At 64.9% G+C, this 26,484-nt stretch carries 23 protein-coding genes; 12 read left to right on the forward strand and 11 right to left on the reverse strand.

Annotated elements, in window-relative coordinates; genetic code table 11:
• The 5 genes from I6F12_RS03210 (at nt 1) to I6F12_RS03230 (ending at nt 7,122) form a co-directional block, all read left to right on the forward strand.
• Nucleotides 1-2,703 carry a nitrate reductase gene (locus I6F12_RS03210; protein ID WP_225155486.1) on the forward strand — a complete coding sequence of 901 codons (2,703 nt, stop codon included), beginning with the start codon at nt 1-3 and terminating at the stop codon, nt 2,701-2,703.
• A 217-nt stretch (nt 2,704-2,920) separates the two neighbouring features.
• The gene (locus tag I6F12_RS03215; protein ID WP_225155741.1) at nt 2,921-3,817 is read left to right on the forward strand and encodes an SMP-30/gluconolactonase/LRE family protein; all 897 of its coding nucleotides are present in this window, start codon (nt 2,921-2,923) and stop codon (nt 3,815-3,817) included.
• Between the two features lie 200 nt (nt 3,818-4,017).
• Complete coding sequence (locus I6F12_RS03220; protein ID WP_225155487.1) at nt 4,018-4,857, forward strand: aldo/keto reductase; 840 nt, start codon at nt 4,018-4,020, stop codon at nt 4,855-4,857.
• A gap of 187 nt (nt 4,858-5,044) precedes the next feature.
• Nucleotides 5,045-5,986, forward strand: coding sequence for a DMT family transporter (locus tag I6F12_RS03225; protein ID WP_057027221.1), 942 nt, complete (start codon nt 5,045-5,047; stop codon nt 5,984-5,986).
• A 56-nt stretch (nt 5,987-6,042) separates the two neighbouring features.
• Nucleotides 6,043-7,122 carry a zinc-binding dehydrogenase gene (locus tag I6F12_RS03230; protein ID WP_225155488.1) on the forward strand — a complete coding sequence of 360 codons (1,080 nt, stop codon included), beginning with the start codon at nt 6,043-6,045 and terminating at the stop codon, nt 7,120-7,122.
• 5 nt (nt 7,123-7,127) lie between these two features.
• Here the strand turns inward: I6F12_RS03230 and ppk2 are convergent, their stop codons facing one another.
• Nucleotides 7,128-8,048 (reverse strand): polyphosphate kinase 2, encoded by a 921-nt coding sequence (gene ppk2 / locus I6F12_RS03235; protein WP_036004675.1) that lies wholly within the window; start codon nt 8,046-8,048, stop codon nt 7,128-7,130.
• Between the two features lie 91 nt (nt 8,049-8,139).
• Nucleotides 8,140-8,601: an Lrp/AsnC family transcriptional regulator gene (locus tag I6F12_RS03240; RefSeq protein WP_036004597.1), complete on the reverse strand. Its 462-nt coding sequence runs from the start codon at nt 8,599-8,601 to the stop codon at nt 8,140-8,142.
• A gap of 131 nt (nt 8,602-8,732) precedes the next feature.
• On the opposite strand from I6F12_RS03240, the gene I6F12_RS03245 reads away from it, so the two are divergent.
• From I6F12_RS03245 to bla, 3 genes are all read left to right on the forward strand, one after another.
• Entirely contained in the window at nt 8,733-11,096 is a 2,364-nt protein-coding gene (locus I6F12_RS03245) for a transketolase (protein WP_225155489.1), read from the forward strand.
• A 249-nt stretch (nt 11,097-11,345) separates the two neighbouring features.
• Nucleotides 11,346-12,776 (forward strand): aldehyde dehydrogenase family protein, encoded by a 1,431-nt coding sequence (locus I6F12_RS03250; protein WP_128263508.1) that lies wholly within the window; start codon nt 11,346-11,348, stop codon nt 12,774-12,776.
• 123 nt (nt 12,777-12,899) lie between these two features.
• The gene (gene bla / locus I6F12_RS03255) at nt 12,900-13,790 is read left to right on the forward strand and encodes a subclass B3 metallo-beta-lactamase (RefSeq protein WP_225155490.1); all 891 of its coding nucleotides are present in this window, start codon (nt 12,900-12,902) and stop codon (nt 13,788-13,790) included.
• A 31-nt stretch (nt 13,791-13,821) separates the two neighbouring features.
• Here bla and I6F12_RS03260 read toward each other — a convergent pair whose 3' ends face one another.
• The gene (locus I6F12_RS03260) at nt 13,822-14,799 is read right to left on the reverse strand and encodes an SMP-30/gluconolactonase/LRE family protein (protein ID WP_225155491.1); all 978 of its coding nucleotides are present in this window, start codon (nt 14,797-14,799) and stop codon (nt 13,822-13,824) included.
• 90 nt (nt 14,800-14,889) lie between these two features.
• Between I6F12_RS03260 and I6F12_RS03265 the strand changes: the two genes are divergently transcribed.
• Nucleotides 14,890-15,714 (forward strand): NAD(P)-dependent oxidoreductase, encoded by an 825-nt coding sequence (locus tag I6F12_RS03265; RefSeq protein ID WP_225155492.1) that lies wholly within the window; start codon nt 14,890-14,892, stop codon nt 15,712-15,714.
• A gap of 7 nt (nt 15,715-15,721) precedes the next feature.
• Here the strand turns inward: I6F12_RS03265 and I6F12_RS03270 are convergent, their stop codons facing one another.
• From I6F12_RS03270 to I6F12_RS03285, 4 genes are all read right to left on the reverse strand, one after another.
• Nucleotides 15,722-16,132, reverse strand: a complete 411-nt coding sequence (locus I6F12_RS03270) for a cupin domain-containing protein (RefSeq protein WP_225149938.1) — start codon at nt 16,130-16,132, stop codon at nt 15,722-15,724.
• Nucleotides 16,133-16,175: 43 nt separating this feature from the next.
• The gene (locus I6F12_RS03275; protein WP_225155493.1) at nt 16,176-16,628 is read right to left on the reverse strand and encodes a carboxymuconolactone decarboxylase family protein; all 453 of its coding nucleotides are present in this window, start codon (nt 16,626-16,628) and stop codon (nt 16,176-16,178) included.
• A 161-nt stretch (nt 16,629-16,789) separates the two neighbouring features.
• Entirely contained in the window at nt 16,790-17,323 is a 534-nt protein-coding gene (locus I6F12_RS03280; RefSeq protein ID WP_225155494.1) for a DUF417 family protein, read from the reverse strand.
• Between the two features lie 30 nt (nt 17,324-17,353).
• Entirely contained in the window at nt 17,354-18,166 is an 813-nt protein-coding gene (locus I6F12_RS03285) for an SDR family oxidoreductase (RefSeq protein ID WP_036025849.1), read from the reverse strand.
• Between I6F12_RS03285 and I6F12_RS03290 the strand changes: the two genes are divergently transcribed.
• Nucleotides 18,074-19,237 carry a LysR family transcriptional regulator gene (locus I6F12_RS03290; RefSeq protein ID WP_345944152.1) on the forward strand — a complete coding sequence of 388 codons (1,164 nt, stop codon included), beginning with the start codon at nt 18,074-18,076 and terminating at the stop codon, nt 19,235-19,237. The genes I6F12_RS03285 and I6F12_RS03290 overlap by 93 nt on opposite strands.
• Here the strand turns inward: I6F12_RS03290 and I6F12_RS03295 are convergent.
• Nucleotides 19,221-20,192 (reverse strand): hypothetical protein, encoded by a 972-nt coding sequence (locus I6F12_RS03295; RefSeq protein ID WP_225155495.1) that lies wholly within the window; start codon nt 20,190-20,192, stop codon nt 19,221-19,223. The genes I6F12_RS03290 and I6F12_RS03295 overlap by 17 nt on opposite strands.
• Before the next feature lie 364 nt (nt 20,193-20,556).
• On the opposite strand from I6F12_RS03295, the gene I6F12_RS03300 reads away from it, so the two are divergent.
• A complete protein-coding gene (locus I6F12_RS03300) occupies nt 20,557-22,269 on the forward strand; it encodes an IlvD/Edd family dehydratase (RefSeq protein WP_225155496.1) in 1,713 nt (570 codons plus the stop codon).
• Nucleotides 22,270-22,281: 12 nt separating this feature from the next.
• Here the strand turns inward: I6F12_RS03300 and I6F12_RS03305 are convergent, their stop codons facing one another.
• The gene (locus I6F12_RS03305; protein ID WP_225155497.1) at nt 22,282-23,076 is read right to left on the reverse strand and encodes an enoyl-CoA hydratase-related protein; all 795 of its coding nucleotides are present in this window, start codon (nt 23,074-23,076) and stop codon (nt 22,282-22,284) included.
• Nucleotides 23,077-23,302: 226 nt separating this feature from the next.
• On the opposite strand from I6F12_RS03305, the gene I6F12_RS03310 reads away from it, so the two are divergent.
• On the forward strand, nt 23,303-24,520 hold the full coding sequence (locus I6F12_RS03310) for an FAD-dependent oxidoreductase (RefSeq protein WP_225143724.1): 1,218 nt from the start codon (nt 23,303-23,305) through the stop codon (nt 24,518-24,520).
• Between the two features lie 4 nt (nt 24,521-24,524).
• On the opposite strand, the gene I6F12_RS03315 is transcribed toward I6F12_RS03310, so the two are convergent.
• Nucleotides 24,525-25,433, reverse strand: a complete 909-nt coding sequence (locus tag I6F12_RS03315) for a ribokinase (RefSeq protein ID WP_225155498.1) — start codon at nt 25,431-25,433, stop codon at nt 24,525-24,527.
• A 6-nt stretch (nt 25,434-25,439) separates the two neighbouring features.
• Nucleotides 25,440-26,333: a sugar kinase gene (locus I6F12_RS03320; RefSeq protein WP_057027031.1), complete on the reverse strand. Its 894-nt coding sequence runs from the start codon at nt 26,331-26,333 to the stop codon at nt 25,440-25,442.
• Between the last annotated feature and the right edge of the window lie 151 nt (nt 26,334-26,484).

The following is a 26,484-nucleotide window of genomic DNA, read 5'->3' on the forward strand; positions in this document are numbered from 1 at the left end:
ATGACGGCGATCGATCCAAATCTCCGCACCACCAAGACCACCTGTCCCTATTGCGGCGTCGGCTGCGGCGTGCTCGCAACGCCCGACGGCAAGGGTGGTGCAGCAATCGCGAGCGACCCCGATCATCCCGCCAATTTCGGCCGGCTGTGCTCGAAGGGCTCGGCGCTGGGCGAGACCGTCGGCCTGGAAGGGCGGCTGCTCTATCCCATGATCCGCTGCAAGGGCGTGCTGGAGCGCGTTGCCTGGAGCGATGCGCTGGACCACGTCGCCCACCGCATGCAGCACATCGTGGCGCGCGATGGTGCCGACGCGGTCGCGTTCTATCTCTCCGGCCAGCTCCTCACCGAAGACTATTACGTCGCCAACAAGCTGATGAAGGGGTTTGTCGGCACCGCCAATGTCGACACCAATTCCCGGCTCTGCATGTCGTCCTCGGTTGCAGGCCATCGCCGCGCTTTCGGCGCCGACACGGTGCCTGGCTGCTATGAGGATCTCGACCAGGCCGATCTGCTCGTCTTCGTCGGCTCGAACGCGGCCTGGTGTCATCCGGTGCTGTTCCAGCGCATGCTGAAGAACAGGCAGGAGCGCGGCGCCCGCATGATCGTGATCGATCCGCGCCGCACCGATACCGCCAGCGATGTCGACCTGTTCCTCGGCCTCAAGCCCGGCACCGACACCGCGCTGTTCTCCGGCCTGTTCGTGCATCTCGCCGACAATAGCGTGCTGGACCAGGATTACATCGCGCAGAACACGTCTGGCTTCGACGAAGCGCTGGCGCGCGCGCGCAGCATCGCCGGCAGCGTCACTGCGACCGCGCTCGCCACGGGCCTCTCCGAGCAGGACGTCGCCGCCTTCTTCAGGATGTTCCGCGACACCGAGAAGGTCGTCACGCTCTATTCGCAAGGGGTCAACCAGTCGGCGCAGGGCACCGACAAGGTCAACGCCATCCTGAACTGCCATCTCGCCACGGGGCGCATCGGCAAGCCGGGCGCCTCGCCGTTCTCGCTGACCGGCCAGCCCAACGCGATGGGCGGCCGCGAGGTCGGCGGCCTCGCCAACATGCTCGCCGCCCATATGGGCTTCACGCCGCCCGACATCGACCGCGTCAGACGGTTCTGGAAGGCGCCGCGCATCGCCACCCATGAGGGGCTGAAAGCGGTGCAGCTGTTCGAGGCGATCAACCGCGGCGAGGTCAAGGCGCTCTGGGTGATGGGCACCAACCCCGCGGTGTCGCTGCCCGATGCAGACATGGTGCGCGATGCCCTGAAGAAGCTCGAGCTGTTCGTGGTGTCCGAGAACGTACTCGCCAACGACACCGTCGCGGCCGGCCCGCACGTGCTGCTGCCGGCGCTGGCCTGGGGCGAGAAGTCGGGCACGGTGACCAATTCGGAGCGGCGCATCTCGCGCCAGCGCGCGTTCCTGCCGGCGCCGGGCGAAGCGCGTCCTGACTGGTGGATCCTGAGCGAGACCGCAAAGCGCCTCGGCTTCGGCGACAGCTTCAATTACAAATCGGCCGCCGATATCTTCCGCGAGCATGCCGCGCTCTCGGCGTTCGAGAACAATGGCAGCCGCGATTTCGACATCGGCGCGCTGACCTCGCTGTCGGACGATGCCTTCGATGGTTTGAAGCCGGTGCAATGGCCGGTGCGCGAGGGCGGGACGCCCGGCGAGCGCTTCTTCGCTGCTGGCGGCTTCTTCACCAATGACGGCAAGGGCCGCTTCGTTGCGCCGGAGGTGCCGGCGCTGCGCGGCGAGACCGGTCCGTCGCGCCCCTTAAGGCTGAACACCGGGCGCATCCGCGACCAGTGGCACACCATGACGCGCACCGGCCTGAGCCAGCGCCTGGGCGCGCATCTGCCCGAGCCTTTCGTCGAGATCCATCCCGACGACGCCGGCAAATACGGCATCGTCCATGACGGCTATGCCCGCATCACCACCGATTACGGCCAGTGCATCCTGAAAGTCGTCGTCAGCGAGCGGCAGCAGCGCGGCACGCTGTTCGTGCCGATCCACTGGAGCGCGATGAACGCCTCGCACGGCCGCGTCGGGGCGATGGTAGCACCGTTCACCGATCCGTTCTCGGGACAGCCGGAAGCCAAGGCGACGCCGGCCGCGATCGCGCCTTACGAATTCGTCTTCCGCGGCTTTGCATTGTCGCGCAAGCCGCTCGATCTGCCGCAGAACCTGTTGTGGACGCGCGTGACCGTCAGCGGCGGCTTCGGCTATCTCTTCGCCGACAATGCCGATCTCGCCCGCTGGCCCGCCTGGCTCGAGAGCGTCGCCGGCGAGGACGTTGCCGAATATCGCGATTTCGGCGGCGGGGTTTTTCGCGCAGCTTCGTTCGTAGGCGATCGCATCGAGACCTGCCTGTTCGTCGGCCCCGCGCATGATGCCGGCGACTGGGAGGTGGTGAAGAGCCTGTTCGTGGCCGATCAGGTCACGGACGAACAGCGCCGCATGCTGCTGTCGGGCAAATCCTGTGAAGGCGCGGCCTCGACCGGCCCGATCGTCTGCGCCTGCTTCGGCGTCGGCCGCGGCACCATCTGCGACAGCATCGCTGGCGGCGCGCGCACGACCGCCGACATCGGCGCCAAGCTCAAGGCCGGCACCAATTGCGGCTCCTGCATTCCCGAGCTGAAACGCTTGATTGCGATGACGGAAGTGCCTGCACAGCAGGCGGAGGTCGCGAGCGCGGCGGGATAGGTCTCGTAGGGTGGGTTAGCGCAGCGTAACCCACCACTCTTCGTCAATGCGGAAGCGAAAGAGGTGGGTTACGCCAAGGGACTGCGCTTCGCGCAGCCCCCGGGGCTAACCCACCCTACGCAGCGCCCGCACCATTGCAATGTGGACCACCCCAATCGACGCGCCGGCTAATGTGCCGTATGGTGCCGCGCTCCTTTCAACATCCACAACAACCATGATGTACCTGGAAACGCCGCCGCGCCTGATCGAGACCAGGCTGTTCACCGCCATGCCCGACAAGTTTCGCCGCAAGGGCGTGCGAACCGATTGGGCCGACGCCAACCGGCCGAACATACCGACCGAGAGCTTCATCGAGGGGCCGTCATTCGACAAGGACGGTAATCTCTATATCGTCGACATTCCGTTCGGCCGCATCTTCCGGATTGCGCCCGACGGCGAATGGTCGCTCGTGATCGAATATGAGGGCTGGCCGAACGGGCTGAAGATCGCAGCCGACGGACGCATCCTGGTCGCCGACTACAGGCATGGCATCATGGAGCTCGATGCCGCAGCCGGCCGCGTCAAGCCGGTCCTGACCGGGCGCAATTCGGAATCGTTCCGCGGCTGCAACGATCTGCATCTCGCCTCCAACGGCGATATCTACTTCACCGATCAGGGCCAGACCGGGCTGCATGATCCGAGCGGGCGGGTTTATCGGCTGGCATCGACCGGCCGGCTCGACTGCCTGCTCGACACCGGCATCAGTCCGAACGGCCTGGTGCTCGACCCAACCGAAACCGTGCTGTTCGTTGCGATGACGCGCGACAACGCGGTGTGGCGGCTGCCGTTCATGAAGGACGGCAGCGTGTCCAAGGTCGGCCGCTTCTGCTCGCTGTTCGGCACCAGCGGCCCCGACGGCTTGACCATGGATGCCAAGGGCCGCCTGTTCGTCGGCCACCCCTCGCTCGGCCACGCCTTCGTGTTCGCGCCGAACGGGGAACTGATCGCGCGCATCAAATCGTGCGCGGGACCGAACTGCACCAATGTCGCGATCGGTGGCGAAAACAAGGATCGGCTCTATATCACGGAGTCCGCGACCGGCAGCGTGCTGGTGGCGGATATCGGGGGATTGTAGCGCGGACTCTTCGCCTCTCCCCGCTTGCGGGGAGAGGCCGACGCGCAAAGCGCGGCGGGTGAGGGGGGCCTCCGCGAGTCTCTTTGTTATCGAGTTTGCGGAAGCAGCCCCTCACCCCGACCCTTTCAGCGCGAGCGAAGCTCGTCGCGGCCCCGTAAGAACGGGGAGAGGGAAAAATAACAGCGGAGATCGGAGCGACCATGAACAAGAAACCCTTCGGCAAGATCGGCGCCAGCGTCTCCGTCATCGGGCAGGGCACCTGGTATCTCGACCACGGCGACCGCAAGCGCGCGATCGCGGCGCTGCAGCGCGGGCTCGATCTTGGCATGACCCACATCGACACCGCCGAGATGTACGGCGATGCCGAGCTCGTCATTGCGGATGCGATCGCAGGCCGGCGCGATGAAGTGTTCCTCGTTTCGAAAGTGCTGCCCAGCAACGCCTCGCGCCGCGGCACCATCACCGCCTGCGAGCGCTCGCTGAAGCGGCTGAAGACCGACCGGCTCGACTGTTATCTGTTGCACTGGCGCGGCTCCTATCCGCTGGAGGACACCGTCGCTGCGTTCGAGGAGCTGGTGCAATCAGGCAAGATCAAGTCCTGGGGCGTCTCCAATTTCGATGCCGACGATCTCGATGAGATTCTCGACGTCTCCGGCGAGGGGCGGATCGCCTGCAACCAGGTGCTCTACCCCCTGAAAGAACGCGCGATCGAGCATGCGGTGATCCCGTGGTGTGAACGGCATAATGTTGCCGTCGTTGCCTACTCCCCTTTCGGCCACGACGATTTCCCCGCAGGCAGCAGCAAGGGCGGCGCCGTGCTGGCGCGCATCGCGGAGGCGCGACGTGCGACGCCGCGTCAGGTTGCGCTGAGCTTTCTCACCCGTGCGACTACGGTGTTCGCCATTCCGAAGGCCTCGTCTGCGGAACATGCCGGCGAGAATGCGGCAGCAGGCGACCTCGTGCTGACGAAGGACGAGATTGCGGCGCTCGACGCGGTGTTTCCGCGCGGGCCGAAGCCGCGCGGCCTGCCCATGCTGTAGTGCACAACGGGCGAGATTAACGGAGCATTGACGCGCGCGGCGGCTCGCGCATATCGGCATCCTGTTTTCGGAAGTTGTGAATGCGGAGCAGATGTCGTTTTTTACGGCTGTTCTCGATTCGCATTTTGCCCGGGTTCCAGCCGTGACACCGCCGCCCGCCGCAGCCGCAAGGCTCGACAGTATTCCCATGCCCGTTCCGGAGAAGAAGCAGCAGGCTCGCCGCGCGCCTGCGCGCGTCGATCATCCCTTCAAGGGCATTGCGCTGGTGTTGCTCTCGACGATCTTCCTCGGCTGCTCCGACGTCACCGCGAAATATCTGTCGACCAGCCTGCCTTCAATCGAGATCACCTGGATCCGCTTCGTCACGTTCGCGCTGCTATTCACGCCCGTGATGCTGCCGGGCTCGCCACTGCATGCGATGCGCACCGAGCGGCTCGGTCTGCAATTGATGCGCGGCGCCGCACTGCTCGGCTCGTCGCTGTTCTTCATCACCGGCCTTGCATTTCTGCCCATCGCCGAAGCCTCCGCCACCGGCTTCGTCTCGCCGCTATTCGTCACCGCACTGTCGATCATCTTCCTGAGCGAGAAGGTCGGCATGCGGCGCTGGATCGCGACCGCGATCGGCTTGACGGGCGTTCTGATCATCCTGAGGCCCGGCACGAGCGCGTTCCATGCCGCCGCATTCTTCCCGATCATCTCGGCGTTCTGCTGGGCCGCCGCGCTGATCCTGACGCGGATGATGAGCGGTCGCGAAGCGGTGCTCACCACTATGGCCTATTCCGCGCTGACCGGCGTTGCGATCCTCAGCGTCATGGTGCCGTTCGTCTGGGTCACGCCGAGCTGGACCGCGATCGGGCTGGGCATCGTGATCGGCGTCGCCTCGACCGTGGGCCAGTGGATCATCGTGCTGGCCTATCGCTACGGCGATGCCTCGGTGCTGGCGCCGTTCTCCTATACGCAGTTGCTCTGGGTCAGCATTCTGGGCTTCTTCATCTTCGGCGAGGTCCCGGATATCTGGACGGTCGTCGGCGCCGCCTTCATCGTCGCCAGCGGTCTTTATATCGCCCATCGCGAGCGGGTGCGCCGCGCCCAGCTGCTGGTGCTGGAAGAGCGGTCCCCGAACCCCTGACGCAAGTTTGCACGTCCTGCTTCGTGCTATCACTCGCTCCAAAGGGGAGGAGCCGGATGCGCGCCGCGATTTTCAGGAACGGTGAAATCGTCGTAGGTCGGATGGCCGAGCCGACGCCGGGCCCCGGCCAGGTTCTGGTCAAGACGCTCGCCTGCGGCATCTGCGGCTCCGATCTGCACGCGCGCCAGCACGCCCATCGTATGGTGGAGATGGCGCGGAAGACCGGGCGCAAGCCGATGGACCTCAGCCGCGACGTCGTGTTCGGCCACGAGTTCTGCTGCGAGATCGTCGATTACGGCCCCGGCACATCACGCAAGCTGAAGCCGGGAACCCAGGTCTGCTCGCTGCCGGTGCTGGTGACGCCGCAGGGCATCGAAGGGATCGGCTATTCCAACGACAATGTCGGTGGCTATGCCGAGGCGATGCTGCTGAGCGAAGCGCTGCTGCTCGAAGTGCCCAACGGCCCCGCGCCGGAGCATGCCGCGCTGACCGAGCCGCTCGCCGTCGGCGTTCATGCCGTCGCCAAAGCCAATATCCGTGGCGGCGAGGTGCCGCTCGTGATCGGCTGCGGCCCGGTCGGACTCGCGGTGATCGCCGCGCTGAAGCTCAAACGGCTGCATCCGATCGTCGCGGCCGACTATTCGCCGGCGCGGCGCGCGCTCGCCGCAAAGCTCGGTGCCGACATCGTCGTCGATCCCCGCACGTCGCAGCCTTACGCGACCTGGGCTGAGCACGCGCAGATGTCGGAGGCTGAGAAGGCGGCGCGGCCGCCGTTCCAGGCCATGCTGCCCGCGCTGAAGCCCGCGATCATCTTCGAATGCGTCGGCGTGCCCGGCCTGTTGCAACAGGTGTTCGAGGGTGCCCCGCGCGATGCACGCATCGTCGTGGTCGGCGTCTGCATGGAGAGCGACAGAAGCGAGCCCATGCTCGGCATCATGAAGGAGCTCAACGTCCAATACGTGCTCGGCTACACCCCGGAGGAGTTTGCTGCGTCGCTGCGCCTGATCGCCGAAGGGCAGGTGGACGCGGCCGCGATGGTCACCGCCGAAGTCGGCCTCGACGGCGTCGCAAAGGCCTTCGCCGATCTCGCCAACCCCGAAGCCCACACCAAGATCATCGTGCAGCCGTGGCGGTAGGAGTGTCAATATTTCGCCGGCACGTACATCTCCGGCGGGACCGGGCCTCGCTGATAGTCGGGATGTCGCACGCGCGGCGGCAGCGTCACCGGAGCCCGCACGACCTCCTGGTACGGGATCTGAGTCAATAGGTGTGCGATGCAGTTGAGCCGGGCGCGCTTCTTGTCCACGGCATCGACGATCCACCACGGGCTATCCGGCAGATGCGTGTGCTCCAGCATCGTCTCCTTGGCCTTGGTGTACGCCTCCCAGCGACTGCGGGACTCGACGTCCATCGGGCTCAGCTTCCACTGCTTCAGGGGATCCTTGATGCGCATGGTGAAGCGGAATTGCTGCTCGTCGTCGGTAATCGAAAACCAGTACTTGACGAGGATGATGCCGGATCGGATCAGCATGCGCTCGAATTCCGGCACGGTCTTGAAGAACTCCTGGTACTCCTCCTCCGAGCAGAAGCCCATCACGCGCTCGACGCCGGCGCGGTTGTACCAGCTGCGATCGAACAGCACGATCTCGCCGCCGGCCGGCAGGTGCGCGACGTAGCGCTGGAAATACCATTGCGTGCGCTCGCGCTCGTTCGGCGCCGGAAGCGCCGCGACGCGGCAGATGCGGGGATTGAGGCGCTGCGTGATGCGCTTGATCACGCCGCCCTTGCCGGCGGCGTCGCGGCCCTCGAACAGCACCACGACCTTCTTCCTCTCGCTCTGCACCCAGTCCTGGAGCTTGATCAACTCGCCCTGGAGGCGGAGCAGTTCCCGGAAATAGAGCCTGCGATCGACCATCGGCCTCAGGGTTCCGGTCTCGTCGAGGAGCTCGTCGAGACGGGTATCATCCATCTCCATCTCCAGTTCCTCGTCGAGATCGTCGGCCATTTCCTGGATGATGCGCTCGCGCTTGGAGATCTCGGATTTGCGATCGGCTGCGGTCATGGGTTCTTCTCTCGGCTCGGATACCAGCACAACGACCATCGGCGGGGTTTGTTGCGCCCATGTGACAACATGCAATCCGGCGGACGCTTGGTTACACCGGCAGCGCGATCGAATATTTCACTTGGCTCAGCGCAAAGCTCGATTCGATCGAGGCAATGCCGTCGAGCCGGGTCAGCTTGGTCTTCAGGAACGCCTCGTAGGAGGCGAGGTCGGCGGCGACGACGCGGAGCAGATAATCGCGGTTCCCGGTCATCAGATAGCATTCCAGCACCTCGTCCCATTTCGAGATGGCGCGGGCAAAGCGGTTGAGATCCTCCTCCTTCTGCCGTGCCAGCTTGATCGAGATGAACACGCTGACATGCAGTCCCAGCGCCTTCTGGTCGACGGTCGCGACATAGCGCGAGATGACGCCGCGCTCCTCCAGGAGCTTGACCCGGCGATGGCAGGGCGAGACCGAGAGGCCGACCTTGTCGGCGAGCTCCTGCATGGTCAGGCGGCTGTCGTTCTGAAGGTGGCTGAGGATCTTGCGGTCGATGGCGTCGAGCTCGGGCATTGGGATGAAACCTGCATTTTGTCCGCTACGTTGGTAAAGTATCCCAATATCGGCGGGTATGGCGCGAAAAATTGAGAAGTTTGACGCACCGCGCAGGCGTATGATCGGTGCATATTTTCCGGAGCATCGCCATGCCCGTTGACCCCGCCCGTCTCGACATCCTGACCGCCCTCAGCCGCAAGGCGCTGTGGCTGTCGTCCTGGACCATCCACCACGCCAACCACATCCGCTCCAATGCCGACGGACTCAAGGTCGGCGGCCACCAGGCCTCGTCCGCCTCGCTCGCCACCATCATGTCCGCGCTGTACTTCCACGTGCTGCGCCCTGAGGATCGCGTCGCGGTGAAGCCGCATGCGAGCCCGGTGTTCCACGCCATCCAGTATCTGTTCGGCCGGCAGAGCCGCGAGAAGCTGGAGAATTTTCGCGGCTTCAAGGGCGCGCAGTCCTATCCCTCGCGCACCAAGGACGTCGACGACGTCGATTTCTCCACCGGCTCGGTCGGCCTCGGCGTCGCGCAGACGCTGTTCTCATCGCTTGTGCAGGACTACGTCAAGGCGCATGGCTGGATGAAGGACCGCCGCGAGGGGCGGATGATCGCCCTCGTCGGCGATGCCGAGATGGACGAGGGCAACATCTTCGAGGCACTCGCGGAGGGCTGGAAGCACGGCCTGCGCAACACCTGGTGGGTGGTCGACTATAACAGGCAGTCGCTCGATGCCGTCGTGCGCGAGGGGCTCTGGGAAAAGTTCGAGACCATGTTCCGCAATTTCGGCTGGGACGTCGTCATCGTGAAATACGGCCGCCTGATGCGCGAGGCCTTCGCCGAGCCCGGCGGCGAGGCGCTCAAGCGCTGGATCGACAATTGCCCGAATGCGCTCTACGCGGCGCTGTGCTTCCAGGGCGGCGCGGCCTTCCGCAAGCACCTCCATGACGAAATCGGCGACCAGGGCCCGATCACAAAACTGATCGACAAGCGCAGCGACGAGGAGCTGCTGGCGCTGATGTCGAACCTTGGCGGCCACGACATGGCGAGCGTGCTGGAGGCGTTCGATTCCATCGACCACGACCGCCCCGTCTGCTTCATCGCCTACACGATCAAGGGCGTCGGCTTGCCTTTCCAGGGCCACAAGGACAATCACGCCGGCCTGATGACGGTCGCGCAGATGGAGAAATATCGCGACAGCCAGAACATCCGGCCGGGCCACGAATGGGACAAGTTCGAAGGGCTGCCGCAGGATGCGGCCGAGCTCGAGGCCTTCCTCGCGCGGGTGCCGTTCAATCAGGATGGCCGCCGGCTCACGGCGCCCGTCGTCGAGGTGCCGCAACAGCTCGCCTTCAAGCCGTCGCCGCAGATGTCGACCCAGCAAGGCTTTGGCCTCGTGCTGAACGAGATCGCGCGCAGCGACAGCGAGCTCGCCAGGCGCATCGTCACGACCTCGCCGGACGTCACCGTCTCCACCAATCTCGGCCCCTGGGTCAATCGCCGCGGCCTGTTCGCGCGGGCCGAGAAGGCGGACTTGTTCCGCAGCGAGAAAATTCCTTCGACCTACAATTGGGACGCTTCGCCAAAGGGCCAGCATCTGGAGCTCGGCATCGCCGAGATGAACCTGTTCATCATGCTCTCGGCGCTCGGCCTGTCGCACCAGATCAACGGCGAGCGGCTCTTGCCGGTCGGCACGCTCTACGATCCCTTCATCGAGCGCGGCCTCGATGCGCTGAACTACGCCTGCTACCAGGACGCGCGCTTCATGGTGGCGGCGACGCCGTCCGGCATCACGCTCGCGCCCGAAGGCGGCGCGCATCAGTCGATCGCAACGCCCTTGATCGGCATGGCGCAGGACGGCCTGGCCTCGTTCGAGCCGGCCTTCGTCGACGAGCTCGCCGTGATCATGGCCTTCGGCTTCGAGCACATGCAGCGCGAGCCGGGCGAGGGCGGCTCGGTCTATCTGCGGCTCTCGACGCGCTCAATCGAGCAGGCGCAGCGGATCATGACACCGGAGCTGCGACAGGGCATCACCGATGGCGCCTATTGGCTGCGCAAGCCGGGGCCGAATGCCGAGGTCGTGATCGCCTATACCGGCGCAGTCGCGCCCGAGGCGATCGAGGCGACCGGCTTCATCGGCGAGAGCCGCCGCGACGTCGGCCTGCTCGCGATCACTTCGGCCGACCGTCTGCATTCGGGGTGGACCGCGGCGCGGAAATTGCGGCGCGACCGCCGCGGCGTGCAGCATCTCAGCCACATCGAAAAGCTGCTCGCGCCGCTGCCGCGCGACTGCGGCATCGTGACCGTGATTGACGGCCATCCGTCTGCGCTCGGCTGGCTCGGCAGCGTCCGTGGCCATCGCGTCGAGGCGCTCGGTGTCGAGCAGTTCGGCCAGACCGGCAGCATCGCGGACCTTTATCGGCACTATGGCATCGACGCCAACGCCATCATCGATGCGGCCGAAAGCCTCACCACCGGCGCGCCGGTGCTGCATCGGAAGATGGCGGTGTAGCGGAGGTAACTGCCTCGTCATTCCGGGGCGACGCGAAGCGTCGAGCCCGGAATCTGGAGATTCCGGGTTCGCGCTAATGCGCGCCCCGGAATGACGCCGTCGTCCACCTTGCCTCGTTCCCGCCATCGGCTCATATAACCTCCGCTCGCCGCAACGCTGGCCCCGCATATGGCGGGTTCAATTGCCGGCGCTTTCGTGCAAGGATGCCTGCCGAAACGCCCCCTCCAAGCCCCCAAGAAGAGGTTAACGATGGTCAATCGCATGCAATTCTACATCGACGGCGCCTGGGTCGACCCCGCCGTCAAGAAGTCCACCGCCGTGATCAATCCGGCGACGGAAGAGGCGATGTACGAGGTTGCGCTAGGCTCCAAGGCCGACGTCGACAAGGCGGTTGCCGCCGCCAAGCGCGCTTTCGAGACCTTCTCCCAGACCAGCCGCGAAGAGCGCGTCGCGCTGCTCAGCAAGGTCATCGAGGTCTACAAGGGCCGCCTCAAGGAGATCGGCGCCGCCGTCTCCGACGAGATGGGCGCACCGCTGCCGATGGCGGAGAAGCTGCAGGCCGGCGCCGGCCTCGGCCATCTCATGACCACGCTCGACGTGCTCAAGAACTATCATTTCGAGGAGCCGGTCGGCACCGCCATGGTGCTGCGCGAGCCGATCGGCGTGGTCGGCATGATCACGCCCTGGAACTGGCCGCTGAACCAGATCGCCTGCAAGGTCGCGCCCGCGCTCGCCGCCGGCTGCACCATGATCCTGAAGCCCAGCGAGTTCACGCCGACCTCGGCGCTGATCTTCGCGGAGATCCTCCATGAAGCCGGCGTGCCCAAGGGCGTGTTCAACCTCGTCAACGGCCTCGGCCCCGAGGTCGGCGCCGCCATGAGCGAGCACCCTGATATCGACATGATCTCCTTCACCGGCTCGACCCGCGCCGGCATCGACGTTGCGAAGCGCGCAGCGCCCACGGTGAAGCGCGTCAGCCAGGAGCTCGGCGGCAAGTCGCCGAACGTCATCCTCGAAGGCGCCGACCTCACGAAGGCGGTGACCGGCGGCGTGATGCACATGTTCAACAATTCCGGCCAGTCCTGCAACGCGCCCTCGCGCATGATCGTGCCGCTGTCGAAGATGAAGGAAGTCGCCGCGATCGCCAAGGCCGTCGCCGACAAGACCAAGGCCGGTGATCCCCGCGCCGAAGGCACCACCATCGGCCCGGTCGTCAATCGCGGCCAGTGGGACAAGATCCAGGGCCTGATCAAGAAGGGCATCGACGAGGGCGCAACGCTCGTTGCCGGCGGTCCTGGCCTGCCCGAAGGCGTCAACAAGGGCTTCTATGTCCGCCCGACCATCTTCGCCGACGTCACGCCTGACATGACGATCGCGCGCGAAGAGATCTTCGGGCCGGTGCTGACCATCATCGGCGCCAAGGACGAGGCCGACGCGGTCAAGATCGCCAATGATACGCCCTATGGCCTCGCCGGTTACGTCACCGGCCCGACGGTCGAGGACGCCAAGCGCGTCGGCCGCCAGATCCGCGCCGGCAACGTCAACCTGCAGGGCGTACCCAACGACCGCACCGCGCCGTTCGGCGGCTACAAGCAGTCCGGTAACGGCCGCGAATGGGGCAAGTTCGGCCTCGAGGACTTCCTCGAAGTGAAGGCCGTCGCCGGCTTCAACGCGGCGTAGTTGATACGGCGCTTGCGCCGCGAGGGGATGCCGGCTTCCAGGGAAGCCGGCATCTTTGCTGTGAGACCAGCCGCTTTACGGCGACAACAGCCCGTCAAATCAAGAAAAGCAAAGGGACGGAACGTGAGAAAACTGATCATCGCATTCGTTGCGCTGCTGGCGCTGTCAGGCGCTGCGCAGGCCCAGACGGTGAAGGATCTGCTCAACACGCTCAGGGCGAAATGGAACGAACCGACCGAGCCGTTCAAGATCATCGACAACGTCTACTATGTCGGCACCAACGGCCTCGCGTCCTACCTGATCACATCGCCACAGGGACATATTCTGGTCGATACCGTGATGCCGGAATCGACGTCGCAGATCAGGACGAGCATCGAGAAGCTCGGCTTCAAGATCAGCGACATCAAGTATCTCCTCAACACCCACGCCCATATCGACCACACCGGCGGCTTCGCCGAGTTGAAGCAGGCGAGCGGCGCGCAGATGGTCGCGGGCGAGGCCGACAAGCCGTTGCTCGAGGGCGGCTATTATCCGGGTGCGCAGGAGGAGAAGGCGCTCGACTTTCCGCCGGTGAAAGTGGACCGCACGGTGCGCGAGGGCGACACCGTCGCGGTCGGTAGCGTCACGCTGACGGCGCACGAGACGCCGGGCCATTCGCCGGGCTGCACCAGCTGGGCATTTTCGGTGAAGGACGGCGATGCAACACGTTCGGTGCTGATCTTCTGTAGCGGCACCGTCGCGCTGAACCGGCTTGTCGGCAGCCCGACCTATTCCGGTATCGTCGAGGACTACCGCAAGACCTTTGCACGCGCCAAGGACATGAAGGTCGACATCCTGCTGGCTCCCCATCCCGAGATGTACAAGATGGCCGACAAGCGCGCCAAGCTCGCCGGCGGCGGACCCAATCCGTTCGTCGATCCCGGCGAGTTCAAGGTCTATGCGGCATCGCTGGAGAAGGCGTTCGAAGAGGCGCTCGTCAAGCAAACCGCGGCGGCACAGGAGAAGAAGGGGTAGAGGCGGTCGGTGGTTGGGCGCGCTGTGGAGCCTATCCGCCCGCCGCGCCCTGCGTGTTCACGTACAGCGCGTAGATCGACTGGCTCGCGGCCATGAACAGGCGGTTGCGCTTGACGCCGCCGAAGCAGACGTTGGCGCAGCGCTCGGGCAGGGCGATGCGGCCGATCATGACGCCGTCGGGCGCGAACACCACGACGCCGTCGAGCTCGGGACCGCCCATGCCCCAGCCGCACCAGAGATTGCCGTCGATGTCGCAGCGCATGCCGTCGGGCGTGCCCGGCCCGGCATCGATATGGACGCGCTTGTTCGAGATCGTGGTGCCCTCGGGCGAAACGTCGTAAGCGAGGATCTTGCGGTTGGGCACGCCTCGCGATTCCACGACATAGAGGATCTTCTCGTCCGGTGAGAAGCACAGGCCGTTCGGTCCGAGCACGCCTTCGGCGACGATGGTCGCCTTGCCGGTATCGGGATCAAGTCGATAGACGTTGGGATCGATCTCGGGCTCGGCCTTGTAGCCCTCGTAATTGCCGAGCAGGCCGAAGGTCGGGTCGGTGAACCAGATCGAGCCGTCCGATTTGACAACGACATCGTTCGGCGAGTTCAACCGCTTGCCGTTGAATTGATCGATCAGCACGGTGATGCTGCCGTCATACTCGGTGCGCACCACGCGCCGGCCGCCGTGCTCGCAGGTGATCAGCCGGCCCTGCCGGTCTCGCGTGTTGCCGTTGGCAAAATTCGAGGGCTTGCGGAACACGCTGACCGCACCGGTCTCTTCCTCCCACTTGAGGATGCGCTGGTTCGGGATGTCGCTGCACAGCAGATAACGTCCGTCGCCGAACCACACCGGCCCCTCGGCCCAGCGCAGGCCGGTCGCCAGCCGCTCCACCGCCGACAGTTTCAGCCAGTATTTTTCGAAGCGGGGATCGAGCGCTTTGATCGCGGGATCGGGATAATAGGTCGCCGGCCGCCAACCAGGCCGTTCCTCCGTGTGGGACGATGCCTCATTCATGCCGGTTCTCTCGTTTCGTTCCCTCTGGACAATCCTGCTATCATTAGAGACACGTGATCGCAAATTCGGTCACCAACGGCGAGGGACGACATGCCGCGTATTTTGATGACGGGAGCTTCGGGCGGAATCGGCACGAGCCTGCGGAAGCTGTTGCCGCCGATCTACCCGGATCTCCTACTGTCCGATATCAAGCCGCCGGCCGATCTCGGCCCCGATGAAAAATTTAAGGCCGCGGACCTTGCCGATCTCGCGCAATGCGAGGCGATCTGTGAGGGCGTCGACGGCATCCTGCATTTCGGCGGCTATTCGGTCGAAGGCACCTGGGATCAGATCCTCCAGTCCAACATCATCGGCGGCTACAATCTGTTCGAGGCGGCCTACCGTAAGGGCGTTAAGCGCGTGGTGTTCGCCTCGTCGAACCACGCCGTCGGCTTCTATCCGCGCCATCACAAGATCGGCACCGACGTTACCCCGCGCCCCGACGGCCGCTATGGCGTCAGCAAGGTGTTCGGCGAGGCCGTCGGCGCGCTCTACGCCGACAAGCATGGGATGAAGGTGACGTGCCTGCGCATCGGCAATTTCGGCGACATGCCGCTGGACAAGCGCCGGCTCTCGATCTGGCTCAAGCCGGACGATCTCGTGCAGCTCTGCCGCATCGGGCTCGAGCATCCCGACATCCATTTCGAGATCTTCTACGGCGCCTCTTTCAACGAGCGCGCCTGGTGGGACAACCACCGCGCCTACCAATTCGGCTATCGCCCCACCGGCCGCGCCGAAGATTTCCGTGAGCACGCCATGGCCGAGCAGGCCAAGCTGAAGCCGGACCCGGTCGGCGACTATTTCCAGGGCGGCACGTTCTGCAGCATGGAGTTCGACGCTGATCCGGATCGTGTGATCGACTGGAATAAGCGGTAGAGATCGTTCACCGGCCGAGCGTCAACAGCGGCTTGCCGGTCTCGACAATGTAGGTCGCAAGCTCCGCGGCGTTGCCGCTGCCGACATTCTTCACCGCATGATGCACGCCGTGAGGAATGAGCAGCACGTCGCCGGCCTTCAGGATCACGGGCGGCCTGCCATCGAGCAGATATTCCAGCTCGCCTTCGATCAGATAGACGAGCTCTTCGCCCGGGTGACTGTGCCTGACGGCAACGACGCCCGGAGGAAAGTCGACGCGAACCTGGATGACCTCACGCCCGGGCGCACTCAGCGCTTCCTTCATGAGATGTGTGCGCTTGATGTCGCCCAGTCGTGGCTCTTCGGATCGTGCCGAGAGTGAAGCCAGGCTGATTGCGGCGATCAGCGCCGCCGCAACCACGATCCCACGTTTCGTCATGTGAATGTCCTTTCGGGTTGTGCAGGATGTTGTGGGGGAAGCATCAGCCGGCGGCAGCCGCCGGGGTTGCGCGAAAGCTGATGGCCATGCGGTTGTAGGCGTTCATCAGGCTGATCGCGATCGTGAGGTCCACGAGCTCACGCTCTTCGAACACGACGCGTGCGGCCTGGTATGCCTCGTCGGGCACGCCGGTCTCGGCAACCCGCGTCACCGTCTCCGCCCAGGCCAGGGCAGCCTGTTCGCGTTCGTCAAAGAGATTTCCGGCCTCGCGCCATGCCTGCAGCAGCGCAATCTTCTCGACCTTTTCTCCCTTCTTGAGCAGGTCGCGGGTGTGCATGTCCAGGCAGTAGGCGCAATTGTTGATCTGAGAGATCCGCAGATAAACCAGCTCGATCAGCGTGGCGGAAAGCCGGCTCTGCAGGACGTAGCCGTAGACGCCGCCGAGCGCCTTGATCCCTGCCGGGGCGATCTGGTTATAGTCGAGACGCTTACTCATGTTTCTCTCCTTGACGATGATTCTGCTGGACGGCGGTGGTCAGATCCTTCTCGCTGCTGTCACGACGAACATTGTGAGCAGCGTGAGCCCCGCCGAGGTTGAATCGTATTTTCATGGCGGGGCTCCTGTTCGAGTTCGGCTATTGCGCTGTGGCTGAGCTCTCACCTGCGGATGACAGCCTTCAGCGAGTCCGTGAACACCCAGAAGGAAGCGGCGAGCAGGCCGACGTCCTTCAGCAGGAACTGACCCGGAGCGACCGTGATCGCGGGGACCCCGAGCTCCGGCACGACGACGCCGGGCGTCGAGATCATGAAGCTCAGCGTGGTGACGAACAGCCCGGCCGACAACAGGCCGCCGGCCGCGGAGTAGATCGGACTGGACAGGCGGAGCGCGATCAGAACCCCGATGCTGAGTTCGACGAAGCCGAGAAAGGTCGAGAAGCCGCGCACCGAGAACAGCGTGTAGAACCACCGCAGCAGCGGGCTGTTCTCGACCAGGGGCACCAGTCCCTGTGCTTCGTAGTCGGTGAATTTCATCCCGCCGAACCAGGCGTAAATGATTGCGAGCGAGGCGTAGAGACCGATCCGGCTGATCGGTTCGGCGTAAGCGAGCAGGCGTTCAGACTGTTCGCGCCAACTGATCGTGCGGCGCAGGGCGATGGATAAGGTGGACGATTGGCTGATGATGCGTGACATGGTGATCTCCGTTTGATGCCGGTTGTTCGCTCACGCATTCACGTGCGTGTGCAGGTTGTAGCGGGGGGCGGGAATGGTGCTCGAGAGCTTGTTCGTCATGGCAAGCCGCGCGCTCTCGTGGCGATCCCACTCCGACTTGTCGGCCAGCGCCGGGATCGTCACGATTTCGCCGAGATCGAGACCGGCGAGAGCGGCGTCGACCAGGTCGTCGGCCGACATGACGATCTCTGCCGGAAGCTGGTGAACCGGCGTGCCCGCGATGTCCCAAAACTCCGTCGCAGTGGCGCCCGGCAGCACGGCCTGAATGCGGATGCCCTTCCCGGCGAGCTCGTGAACGAGTGACTGGGTGAATGCGAGCACGAAAGCTTTCGAGCCGCCGTAGACGCCGTTGAGCAGCTCCGGCGCGATCGCGACGATGGAAGCGATGTTGATGATCGTGCCGTGGCCGCGGGCGATGAATCCGGGCACCGCTGCGTAGGTCAGGCGCGTCAGTGCACCGACGTTGAGACGGATCATGTCTTCCATCTTGTCGATGTCGGAATCGATCAGCGGGGCCGAGGCGCCGACGCCGGCGTTGTTGACCAGCACCGAAATGTCGCCGTTGGTTCTGATGAGTTGCTCGACGCGGCGGAGGTCGGCAGGGGATGTGAGATCGGCTTCCACCGTTTCCACCTTGCGGCCAGTTTCGTTGCCGAGCCTGCGCGCGAGCGATGCGAGCCGCTGCCTGTTGCGCGCAACGAGGATGAGGTCGTGGCCGCGCTTCGCCAGGCGATCGGCGTAGATCGCGCCGATTCCGGTCGAAGCTCCGGTGATGAGGGCAGTGCCTGTTCTGGTCTGGGTCATTTTCGTCTCTCCTTCGGATTGGGTGCGGAGAGGAATAGGCACTTCCGGAAATGGTGGGTATCTGGCAAAATCGGGATCTTTCCTTCCAGAATATGGAAGTGTCCCATGGATCGTCTCGAAAGCATGTCGGTGGTCCTGGCGGTGGCGGAGGCGGGCAGCCTGTCTGCCGCCGCGCGCCGTCAAAAAATGCCGTTGGCAACGGTGAGCCGGAAGGTTTCGGAGCTCGAGGAGCACCTCCAGACCAAGCTGTTTCATCGCTCGAGCCGCGCGCTCGTCCCAACGGACGCCGGTCGCTCCTACATCGCCGCGGCCAAGCGAATTCTCGCCGACCTCACCGAAGCCGAGCGCGTTGCCTCCGGCGAATACACCACGCCGCGTGGCGATCTCAGCATCACGACGCTGGTCGCGCTCGGTCGGCTATGCTTGCAGCCGATCCTTGCCGAGTTTCTTGCGGCATTTCCGGAGGTGGATGTTCAGCTCATCTTGCAGGACCGGACGCTTAACCTTCTGGACGAGAACATTGACGTCGCGCTTCGCGTCGGCGATCTCGCCGACAGCGGCCTGATCGCCGTGCGCGTGGGGGAAATTCACCGCGTCGCCTGCGCCAGCCCGTCCTATCTGAAGCTGCGGGGAACGCCGAAGGCTCCCGATGATGTCTCCGCCCACGACTGCATCAGCTATCCTCCGCTTCAATCGCCGGGCACGTGGAGATTCAAACGAGGGCAGACCGAGTATGCAGTGCCGGTGCGGTCGCGCTTCATTGCAAGCAATCTGGAATCGGCCATCGATGCCGCGCGCGCAGGCATCGGGATCACCGTCGTGTTCTCCTATCTGGCGTCGGATGCGCTGAGGTCTGGAGAGCTCGTTGCGGTCCTGCAGGACTTTCAACCGCCGCCGCAGCCGGTCAGCTTCGTCTACTCGCCCAACCGCTTCATGCCGGCGAAGCTGCGAGCGTTTCTCGACTTCGCAGGGCCGCGCCTGAGGGCGCGCTTGGCCGACAGTCCCGGAAAGAGTTGCGCCGCGGAGGCCGCGGGCGTAACTGCGGGCCCGCACATCAGAAATGCAGGTTGAGCCGCAACAGCGCCTGGTGCCGCTCGAACTGATCGAGGTTGAGGCTGCGAACGTCGCCGATCGCCTGGCCGGCAACCTGCATCTGCCAGGTGCCGGAGATGCCGACCTCCTTCGAGATGTTGTAGGAGAAGGTTGGGCCAGCAAAGACTGCGTCTCCCAAAAAGCGGTCGAGGCCGCCGCCGTCATAGGCCCGCGCGTAGCGTACGCCGAGGCCGAGCACGAGGTCGGGATGCACTGCGTACGAGATCGCGGCCTGGAGCTGCATCTCGGAATCGTGTCGCCAAAGATTGGTTAGGGTCTCGCGGGTTCCGCCGGTCCCGTACCAGACGTTGAAGGCGGCGAACAGCCTGTCCTTGACCAGCTCGCGATCGAACAGGGCGGCAAATTCTGCGCCATATTGCGCGATGTGCATGCCGCTGCCGTCGTCGATCCGGCTCCAGCCGGGCTGCGCATGGAGAGTCAGCCCAAAGGGCGCGACGGCACGATCGAGCAGCTTGTAGCGCAGTTCGAGCGCCACCCCGCCGAAAGCGAGGTCGCGATGATCGGCAAGTCCCGGAACGCCATTGATGTGATGTCCGGTCAGTGCAAATCCTGGCGCGATCCGGAAGTTGTCCGAGACCGTGTATTTGACCTGATTGAGATTGGCCCAGGCTGCGTAAGTGCCGGAGCGCTTGCCGAATGCGCCGACATTCTCGAACTCGATCTCCATTTCGCCGGGCTTGCCGATGTCGGAGCCCATGCTGAAACCGAAGATGTGCTCGGTGTCGATGTCCGAATGAGCCGACGGCAAACCTCCCGTCAGCTTGCTGACGCCGGGGGCCGGTGCTGAGCCGGGCCAGGCATAGGCGAGGCCGCGTGGACCGTCGTCGGCAGAGGCGGAGACGCAACTCGCCAGATGACCGGCGACGACAATTGCGGCCGTTATTGCGCCCCGCAAGCTCAACTTTCTCAGCACGACATCCACCAACCCGCGCGAACCAAGGACACTGATCGACGCAAGGAGCTTGGTTCACGCGAAGCCCCTGCGATTGCAAGTCATTCGCAAGAACAATTCCACAGAATGGCCGGCCGTGCAACTACTTGCTAATCATTCTTAGTTGCGTTCAATGGAATTCACTTCGGCTGGGCGGCGGGTCGGGTCCGATCCACGCTGGAGAGGCTGGAAACGGGAGATTCCCTGCGCCTTCGGCGCCGTCCCGTGCGGCAATGCCGCGCGGTGCTCAGGAGTGCCAGAAACCAAGCGTCAGGCCTGCAAGTCGAGTTATTGACAATCAGGGCGCTGGCCTTACCACCACGACAAAAGCTGAAGGGAGCGCCTGATGACGAGTGGCTTGCGCAAGGGTCTGACGAGCTATGGCGATGCCGGTTTCTCGCTGTTCCTGCGCAAGGCGTTCATCAAGGCCATGGGCTATTCTGACGACGCGCTGGAGCGCCCGATCGTCGGCATCACCAACACCTATAGCGACTACAATCCCTGCCACGGCAACGTCCCTGACATCATCGAAGCCGCCAAGCGCGGCGTGATGCTGTCGGGCGCGATGCCCTTCGTGTTCCCGACCATCTCGATCGCGGAGAGCTTTGCGCATCCGACCTCGATGTACCTGCGCAATCTGATGGCGATGGACACCGAGGAGATGATCCGCGCCCAGCCGATGGATGCGGTGATCGTGATCGGCGGCTGCGACAAGACGCTGCCGGCGCAGGTGATGGCCGCGATCAGCGCCGATCTGCCGACCGTGGTCATCCCCGTCGGGCCGATGGTGGTCGGTCATCACAAGGGCGAGGTGCTGGGGGCCTGCACCGATTGCCGCCGCCTCTGGGCGAAATATCGCGCCGGCGACATGGACGATGCCGAGATCGAGGCGGTGAACGGCCGGCTGGCGCCATCGGTCGGCACCTGCATGGTGATGGGCACGGCCTCGACCATGGCCTGCATGATCGAGGCGATGGGCCTGTCGCTGCCGATGAGCGCGACGATTCCCGCGCCGCATGCCGAGCGTTTCCGTCTCGCCGAGGCCAGCGGCAAGGTTGCCGCGGAGATGGCCAAGGCCAAGGGCCCGAAGCCGAGCGACGTGTTGACGCCGGCCTCGTTCAAGAACGCGCAAGTCGTGCTGCAGGCGATCGGCGGCTCGACCAACGGCTTGATCCATCTGACCGCGATGGCGCATCGCTCGCCGCACCGGCTCGATCTCGCAGCGTTCGACCAGATCGGTCGCGAGGTGCCGGTGCTGGTCGATCTCAAGCCGTCCGGCGAGCATTATATGGAGCACTTCCACCACGCTGGTGGCGTGCCGAAGCTGCTGGCGCAGCTCGGCGATCTCGTCGACCTCGATGCCAAGACCATCAGCGGCCAGACGTTGCGGGAGATCGCGGCGAATGCGGAGGACGTGCCAGGCCAGGATGCGATTCGTCCGCGTGATAATCCGATCAAGAAGGAGGGCGGCCTCGCCATCCTGCACGGCAATCTCGCCCCGCGCGGCGCGGTCATCAAGCAATCCGCCGCCAGCCCGAAGCTGCTGCAGCACACCGGGCGCGCCGTCGTGTTCGAATCCGTCCAGGACATGACCTTGCGGGTCGACGATCCCGATCTCGACGTCAACGCCGACGACGTGCTGGTGCTGCGCAACGCCGGCCCGAAGGGCGCGCCGGGCATGCCGGAAGCCGGTTATCTGCCGATCCCGAAGAAGCTCGCGCGCGGCGGCATCAAGGACATGGTGCGCATCTCGGATGCGCGCATGAGCGGCACCGCGTTCGGCACCATCGTGCTGCACATCACCCCGGAATCCGCCGTCGGCGGGCCGCTGGCGCTGGTTGAGAACGGCGACATGATCCGCCTTGATGTGGCCAAGCGCAGCATCGAGCTCTTGGTTGACGCCGCCGAGCTGGAGCGGCGCCGCGCTGCGTTGAAGCCGGTGGCCGCGCCGGAAGAGGCGCGGCGCGGCTACGCCTGGCTGTTCAACGAGACCATCCTGCAGGCCGACGAGGGCTGCGATTTCGACTTCATGCAGAGGAATGGCCCCGCGAAGGGCTGAGCCACCGCCTCGCTACTTCCCCTTGCTCGTGAACTTCTTCACGGCGGTGCGGAACGCTTCCGTGTTCATCGCCATGATGATCTTGTGCTCCTCGGCATCGAGCTGCTGCTTCACCGGCGTGGTCGCCGCCTGATAGACCAGCTGCTTGGTGCCGGCGATCGAAGCCGGCGGGTTCTGCGCGAGACGCTCGGCAAGTTTTCGCGTCGCGGTCTTCAACTCGGCCGCGGGGACGGTCTTGGCAACCAAGCCCCATTCATAGGCCTGCTGCGCGGTAAAATTATCCTCGGCGAGAAAGATCTGCAGCGCCCGGCGGGAGCCGACCGTGCCGACGATGCCGACGGTCGAGCCGCCGTCCGGCGACACCCCGATCTTGGCATAGGCCGGCGTGAACTTGGCATCGTCAGCGGCGATGCAGAGATCGGTGACGAAGGCGAGGCCCATGCCGGCGCCGGCGGCCGAGCCGTGCACGCTCGACAGCGAGATCTTCGGCATGCGCCTGATGATCTCGATGAAGGCGTGATAGTGCTTCAATAGCTCGCCGACGACTGAAGTCACCGTGCCGGCTTCGGCGGCGGCCCCGATCGTCTGCAGGTCGCCGCCGGCGCAGAACGCGCGGCCTTCGCCTTCGAGCACCACGACGCGGATGTCGTCGGCGCCTTCGATACAGGTTGCGAGCTGCTCGAGCTTCTGGGCAATCGCAAGATCGATCGCGTTGAATGCGGCAGGGCGGTTCAGCGTGATGGTCGCGATCGGGCCGTCGACCTTGAGCAGGGCGGGATCGTCGGGCTTTGAGACGGGAGCGGTCATCTGGATTCTCCGGCAGGAGGTCGAGGCTCGAACTAAATCGCAGAAGGGCAGGGGTGACAATCCCCGAACCACCGCTCTTGCGCCGGGCGGAACGATAGGCTCAAATGGAGCCGCTTTCGCCAAGGGACGGACACGAGCGCCGGCTCCTCGCAAGGCCAGCAAGCAAAATCAGCGAGAGAGGAGGCGGCATGGGTCACGCTCGTGTCTTCCGGAAATGGGCTGTCCGATGACTGGCCCGGTGATCATCGTCGGTGCCGGCCATGGCGGCTACCAGATCGCGGCATCGCTGCGCCAGGCCGGCTTTGCCGAGCGCATCTGCCTGATCAATGACGAGCCGCATCTGCCCTATCAGCGGCCGCCGCTGTCCAAGGCCTACATCAAGGGCTCCGCGGGCCCGGAGAGCCTGATGTTCAGGCCTGAGAAGTTTTACCAGGACCAGAGCATCGAACTGATCGCCGGCCGCGCCGCCTCGATCGACCGCGCCGCGCGTAAGGTGCATCTCGCATCCGGCGAGACGCTGGACTATTGGCACCTCGTGCTGGCGACCGGCGCGCGCAATCGCCTGCTCGATTTGCCCAATGCCAATCTGCCCGACGTGAAATATCTGCGCATTCTCGATGACAGCGAGGCGCTGCGCGCGATCATGCCGTCGAAGACGCGCGCCGTGATCATCGGCGCCGGCTTCATCGGCCTCGAATTCGCCGCGACCGCCCGCATCAAGGGCCTCGAGGTCGACGTGCTCGAGCTCGCCCCGCGTGTGATGGCGCGGGCGGTGACGGCGGAGGTCTCCGAATATTTTCAGGCGCGCCACCGCGAGGCCGGCATCCGTATCCATCTCGGTGTGCAGGCGACCTCGATCGAAGCCGAGGCCGGCAAGGTCACCGGCGTGTCCTTGAGCGACGGGCGGCATCTGCCGGCCGACCTCGTCGTGGTCGGCGTCGGCGTGCTGCCGAACATCGAACTCGCGGCCGAGGCAGGGCTGCCGGTCGCCGCCGGCATCATCGTCGATGAATATCTGTCGACGGCTGATCCCAACATTTCGGCCATTGGCGATTGCGCGCTGTTCGCAAGCCCGCGCTTCGGCGGATCGCTGCGGCTGGAATCGGTGCAGAACGCCACCGATCAGGCCCGCTGCCTCGCAGCAAAGCTGACCGGGGATAAGAAACCGTACGACAGCCATCCCTGGTTCTGGAGCGATCAGGGCGACGACAAGCTCCAGATCGCGGGGCTGACGACCGGCTACGACCGCGTCGTGCTGCGCGGCGATCCCGCCAAGAAGGCATTCTCGGCGTTCTGCTATCACGGCGACAAGCTGCTCGGAATCGAATCCATCAACCGCGCCGGCGATCACATGTTCGGCCGGAGATTGCAGGCTATGGACCGCTCCATCACGCCGGAGCAGGCCGCGGACGAGAGCTTCGACCTCAAGAGCGCGCTGGGATAGGCCTCTACAGTATCGCCGCCACTTCCGCCCCCGTCGGCATCGACGGGCCGGCGCCCATGCGCTGCACGCTGATCGAGGCTGCGGCGTTAGCGAAGACGAGGGCCGTGCGCAAGGCTGCGCCCTCGGCCAGTTGCGCGGCGAGCGCGCCGACGAAGCAGTCGCCGGCGCCGGTGGTGTCGAGTGCCTTCACCACACGGCCCGCCACCGAGATCTCCTCGTGCCCGGCGAGCGCGAGCACGCCGCGCTTGCCGAGCGTGACGCAGATGGTCTGGTCCTCGCGCGCCTGAAGTTTTCGCGCGACATCGATGATGCGGCCGGCCGCGTCGCTCTCGGAGAGCTCAACGCCGGCGAGGAAGCCGAGCTCGGTTTCGTTCAGCACGAGGATGTCGACCAGCGCCAGCAGCTCGCCCGGCATCTTCTGCGCCGGCGCCGGGTTCAGCACGGTCACTGCCCCCGCCGCGCGGGCGCGGTGGAAGAAGGCAGCGATCGTCGGCAGCGGAATCTCGAACTGGCTGACGGCGACGTCGCCCTTCAGCAGCGGCACGACCTTGACGTCATCAGCGCCGACCAGCCCGTTCGCTCCGGGAACGACGACGATGGTGTTGTCGGCCTCGGCCACCGTGATGATGGCCGTCCCGGTGTGCGCCTCGGCCGTCTCCACGACATAGCCGAGGTCGATGCCCTGGTCGCCGAGAAAGGCCTTCAGCTCAGCGCCCAACGAATCCCTGCCCAGCCGCCCGATCAGCGTGGTCCGCGCCCCTAACCGCGAGGCCGCGACCGCCTGGTTCGCGCCCTTGCCGCCTGGGAAATACAGGACCTGGCGGCCGGCGACGGTCTCGCCGACGCGCGGATGGCGATCGGCTGTGACCACCACATCCATGTTGATGCTGCCGGCAACGAAGACCCGCCCCATCTCTTTCTAGACCCTGACCTCGAACTCGTGCCTGACCTTGGCGATATCGACCAGCGTCGGCAAGCCGGCCTCGTTGCCGAGGCGCTGGATCTTGTAGGTCGAGGCGGCGCGGGCAAAGTCGAAATGCTCGCGCCAGCTTTTGCCGGGATGGGCGAGGTAGGAATAGACATAGGCGCCGTGGAAGACGTCGCCAGCGCCGTTGGTGTCGATCACGCGCTCGCGCGGGATCGGCATCGCCGGCATCACCTGCACCGTGCCGGTTTCGTCGTACCAGAACAGGCCCTTCTCGCCCATGGTGACGCCGCCGATCTTGCAGCCGCGGCTCTTGAGATAGTCGAGCATCTTCTCCGGCGTCAGATCCATCTGCTCGCACAGGCGCTCGGCGACGATGGCGACGTCGATGAATTCGAGCAGCTCATGGGTGTTGGTGCGCAGGCCGCCGCCGTCGAGCGAGGTCAGGATGCCGGCCTCGCGGCACACCTTGGCGTAGTGGATGGCGGCATCCGGCTGGTGGCCGTCGACATGCAGCGCGCGGCAGCCGCCGAGATTGAGCATCGGAAAGGGATGGATGTGCTCGTCGTCGCGGCAGCGGACGATGGCGCGCTTGCCGTCCTTGGGCATGATGAAGGAGAGCGAGGACTGGTTGACCTTGCGCCCATGCAGCGAGATGCCGTACTTCGCGCACATGTCCTGGAACATGCGCCCCAGCCAGTCATTGGCTGCGGTCGCGATCAGGTCCGGCACGATGCCGAGCTTGGCGCAGCAGAACGCCGCCGTCACCGCATTGCCGCCGAAGGAGACCGCGTAGTCACGCGCCACGTGCTTCTCGTCGCCGGTCGGCATGTGGTCGGTGATGAAGACGACGTCGATATAGGTCTGTCCGATGAAGAGAGCCTGCATTGCTTGTCCGTGATGCGCTTGTGGTCCCGGCCGGCGAGATTACTCTAGCACCGGTTCCGCTCCGGAGGGACGCTGAAATTATTCGCAAAACTGCCGCCCGAAGCGCTTGAGGTCAGCATGGTCCGGGAATACGACCATCGCTGGCCTATGC

The organism is Bradyrhizobium sp. IC4059 (assembly GCF_020193615.1).
Taxonomy (GTDB): domain Bacteria; phylum Pseudomonadota; class Alphaproteobacteria; order Rhizobiales; family Xanthobacteraceae; genus Bradyrhizobium; species Bradyrhizobium yuanmingense.

Excerpts from the sequence above, each read along its gene's own strand:
- I6F12_RS03210 (WP_225155486.1), top strand. The coding sequence starts at position 1 with ATGACGGCGATCGATCCAAATCTCCGCACCACCAAGACCACCTGTCCC.
- I6F12_RS03230 (WP_225155488.1), top strand. The coding sequence starts at position 6,043 with ATGCGCGCCGCGATTTTCAGGAACGGTGAAATCGTCGTAGGTCGGATG.
- I6F12_RS03250 (WP_128263508.1), top strand. The coding sequence starts at position 11,346 with ATGGTCAATCGCATGCAATTCTACATCGACGGCGCCTGGGTCGACCCC.
- I6F12_RS03240 (WP_036004597.1), bottom strand. The coding sequence starts at position 8,601 with ATGCCCGAGCTCGACGCCATCGACCGCAAGATCCTCAGCCACCTTCAG.
- I6F12_RS03270 (WP_225149938.1), bottom strand. The coding sequence starts at position 16,132 with ATGACGAAACGTGGGATCGTGGTTGCGGCGGCGCTGATCGCCGCAATC.
- I6F12_RS03320 (WP_057027031.1), bottom strand. The coding sequence starts at position 26,333 with ATGCAGGCTCTCTTCATCGGACAGACCTATATCGACGTCGTCTTCATC.
- I6F12_RS03300 (WP_225155496.1), top strand. The coding sequence starts at position 20,557 with ATGACGAGTGGCTTGCGCAAGGGTCTGACGAGCTATGGCGATGCCGGT.
- I6F12_RS03225 (WP_057027221.1), top strand. The coding sequence starts at position 5,045 with ATGCCCGTTCCGGAGAAGAAGCAGCAGGCTCGCCGCGCGCCTGCGCGC.
- I6F12_RS03305 (WP_225155497.1), bottom strand. The coding sequence starts at position 23,076 with ATGACCGCTCCCGTCTCAAAGCCCGACGATCCCGCCCTGCTCAAGGTC.
- I6F12_RS03220 (WP_225155487.1), top strand. The coding sequence starts at position 4,018 with ATGAACAAGAAACCCTTCGGCAAGATCGGCGCCAGCGTCTCCGTCATC.
- I6F12_RS03265 (WP_225155492.1), top strand. The coding sequence starts at position 14,890 with ATGCCGCGTATTTTGATGACGGGAGCTTCGGGCGGAATCGGCACGAGC.
- I6F12_RS03310 (WP_225143724.1), top strand. The coding sequence starts at position 23,303 with ATGACTGGCCCGGTGATCATCGTCGGTGCCGGCCATGGCGGCTACCAG.
- I6F12_RS03285 (WP_036025849.1), bottom strand. The coding sequence starts at position 18,166 with ATGACCCAGACCAGAACAGGCACTGCCCTCATCACCGGAGCTTCGACC.
- I6F12_RS03215 (WP_225155741.1), top strand. The coding sequence starts at position 2,921 with ATGTACCTGGAAACGCCGCCGCGCCTGATCGAGACCAGGCTGTTCACC.
- I6F12_RS03280 (WP_225155494.1), bottom strand. The coding sequence starts at position 17,323 with ATGTCACGCATCATCAGCCAATCGTCCACCTTATCCATCGCCCTGCGC.
- I6F12_RS03260 (WP_225155491.1), bottom strand. The coding sequence starts at position 14,799 with ATGAATGAGGCATCGTCCCACACGGAGGAACGGCCTGGTTGGCGGCCG.
- I6F12_RS03275 (WP_225155493.1), bottom strand. The coding sequence starts at position 16,628 with ATGAGTAAGCGTCTCGACTATAACCAGATCGCCCCGGCAGGGATCAAG.
- ppk2 (WP_036004675.1), bottom strand. The coding sequence starts at position 8,048 with ATGACCGCAGCCGATCGCAAATCCGAGATCTCCAAGCGCGAGCGCATC.
- I6F12_RS03315 (WP_225155498.1), bottom strand. The coding sequence starts at position 25,433 with ATGGGGCGGGTCTTCGTTGCCGGCAGCATCAACATGGATGTGGTGGTC.
- I6F12_RS03245 (WP_225155489.1), top strand. The coding sequence starts at position 8,733 with ATGCCCGTTGACCCCGCCCGTCTCGACATCCTGACCGCCCTCAGCCGC.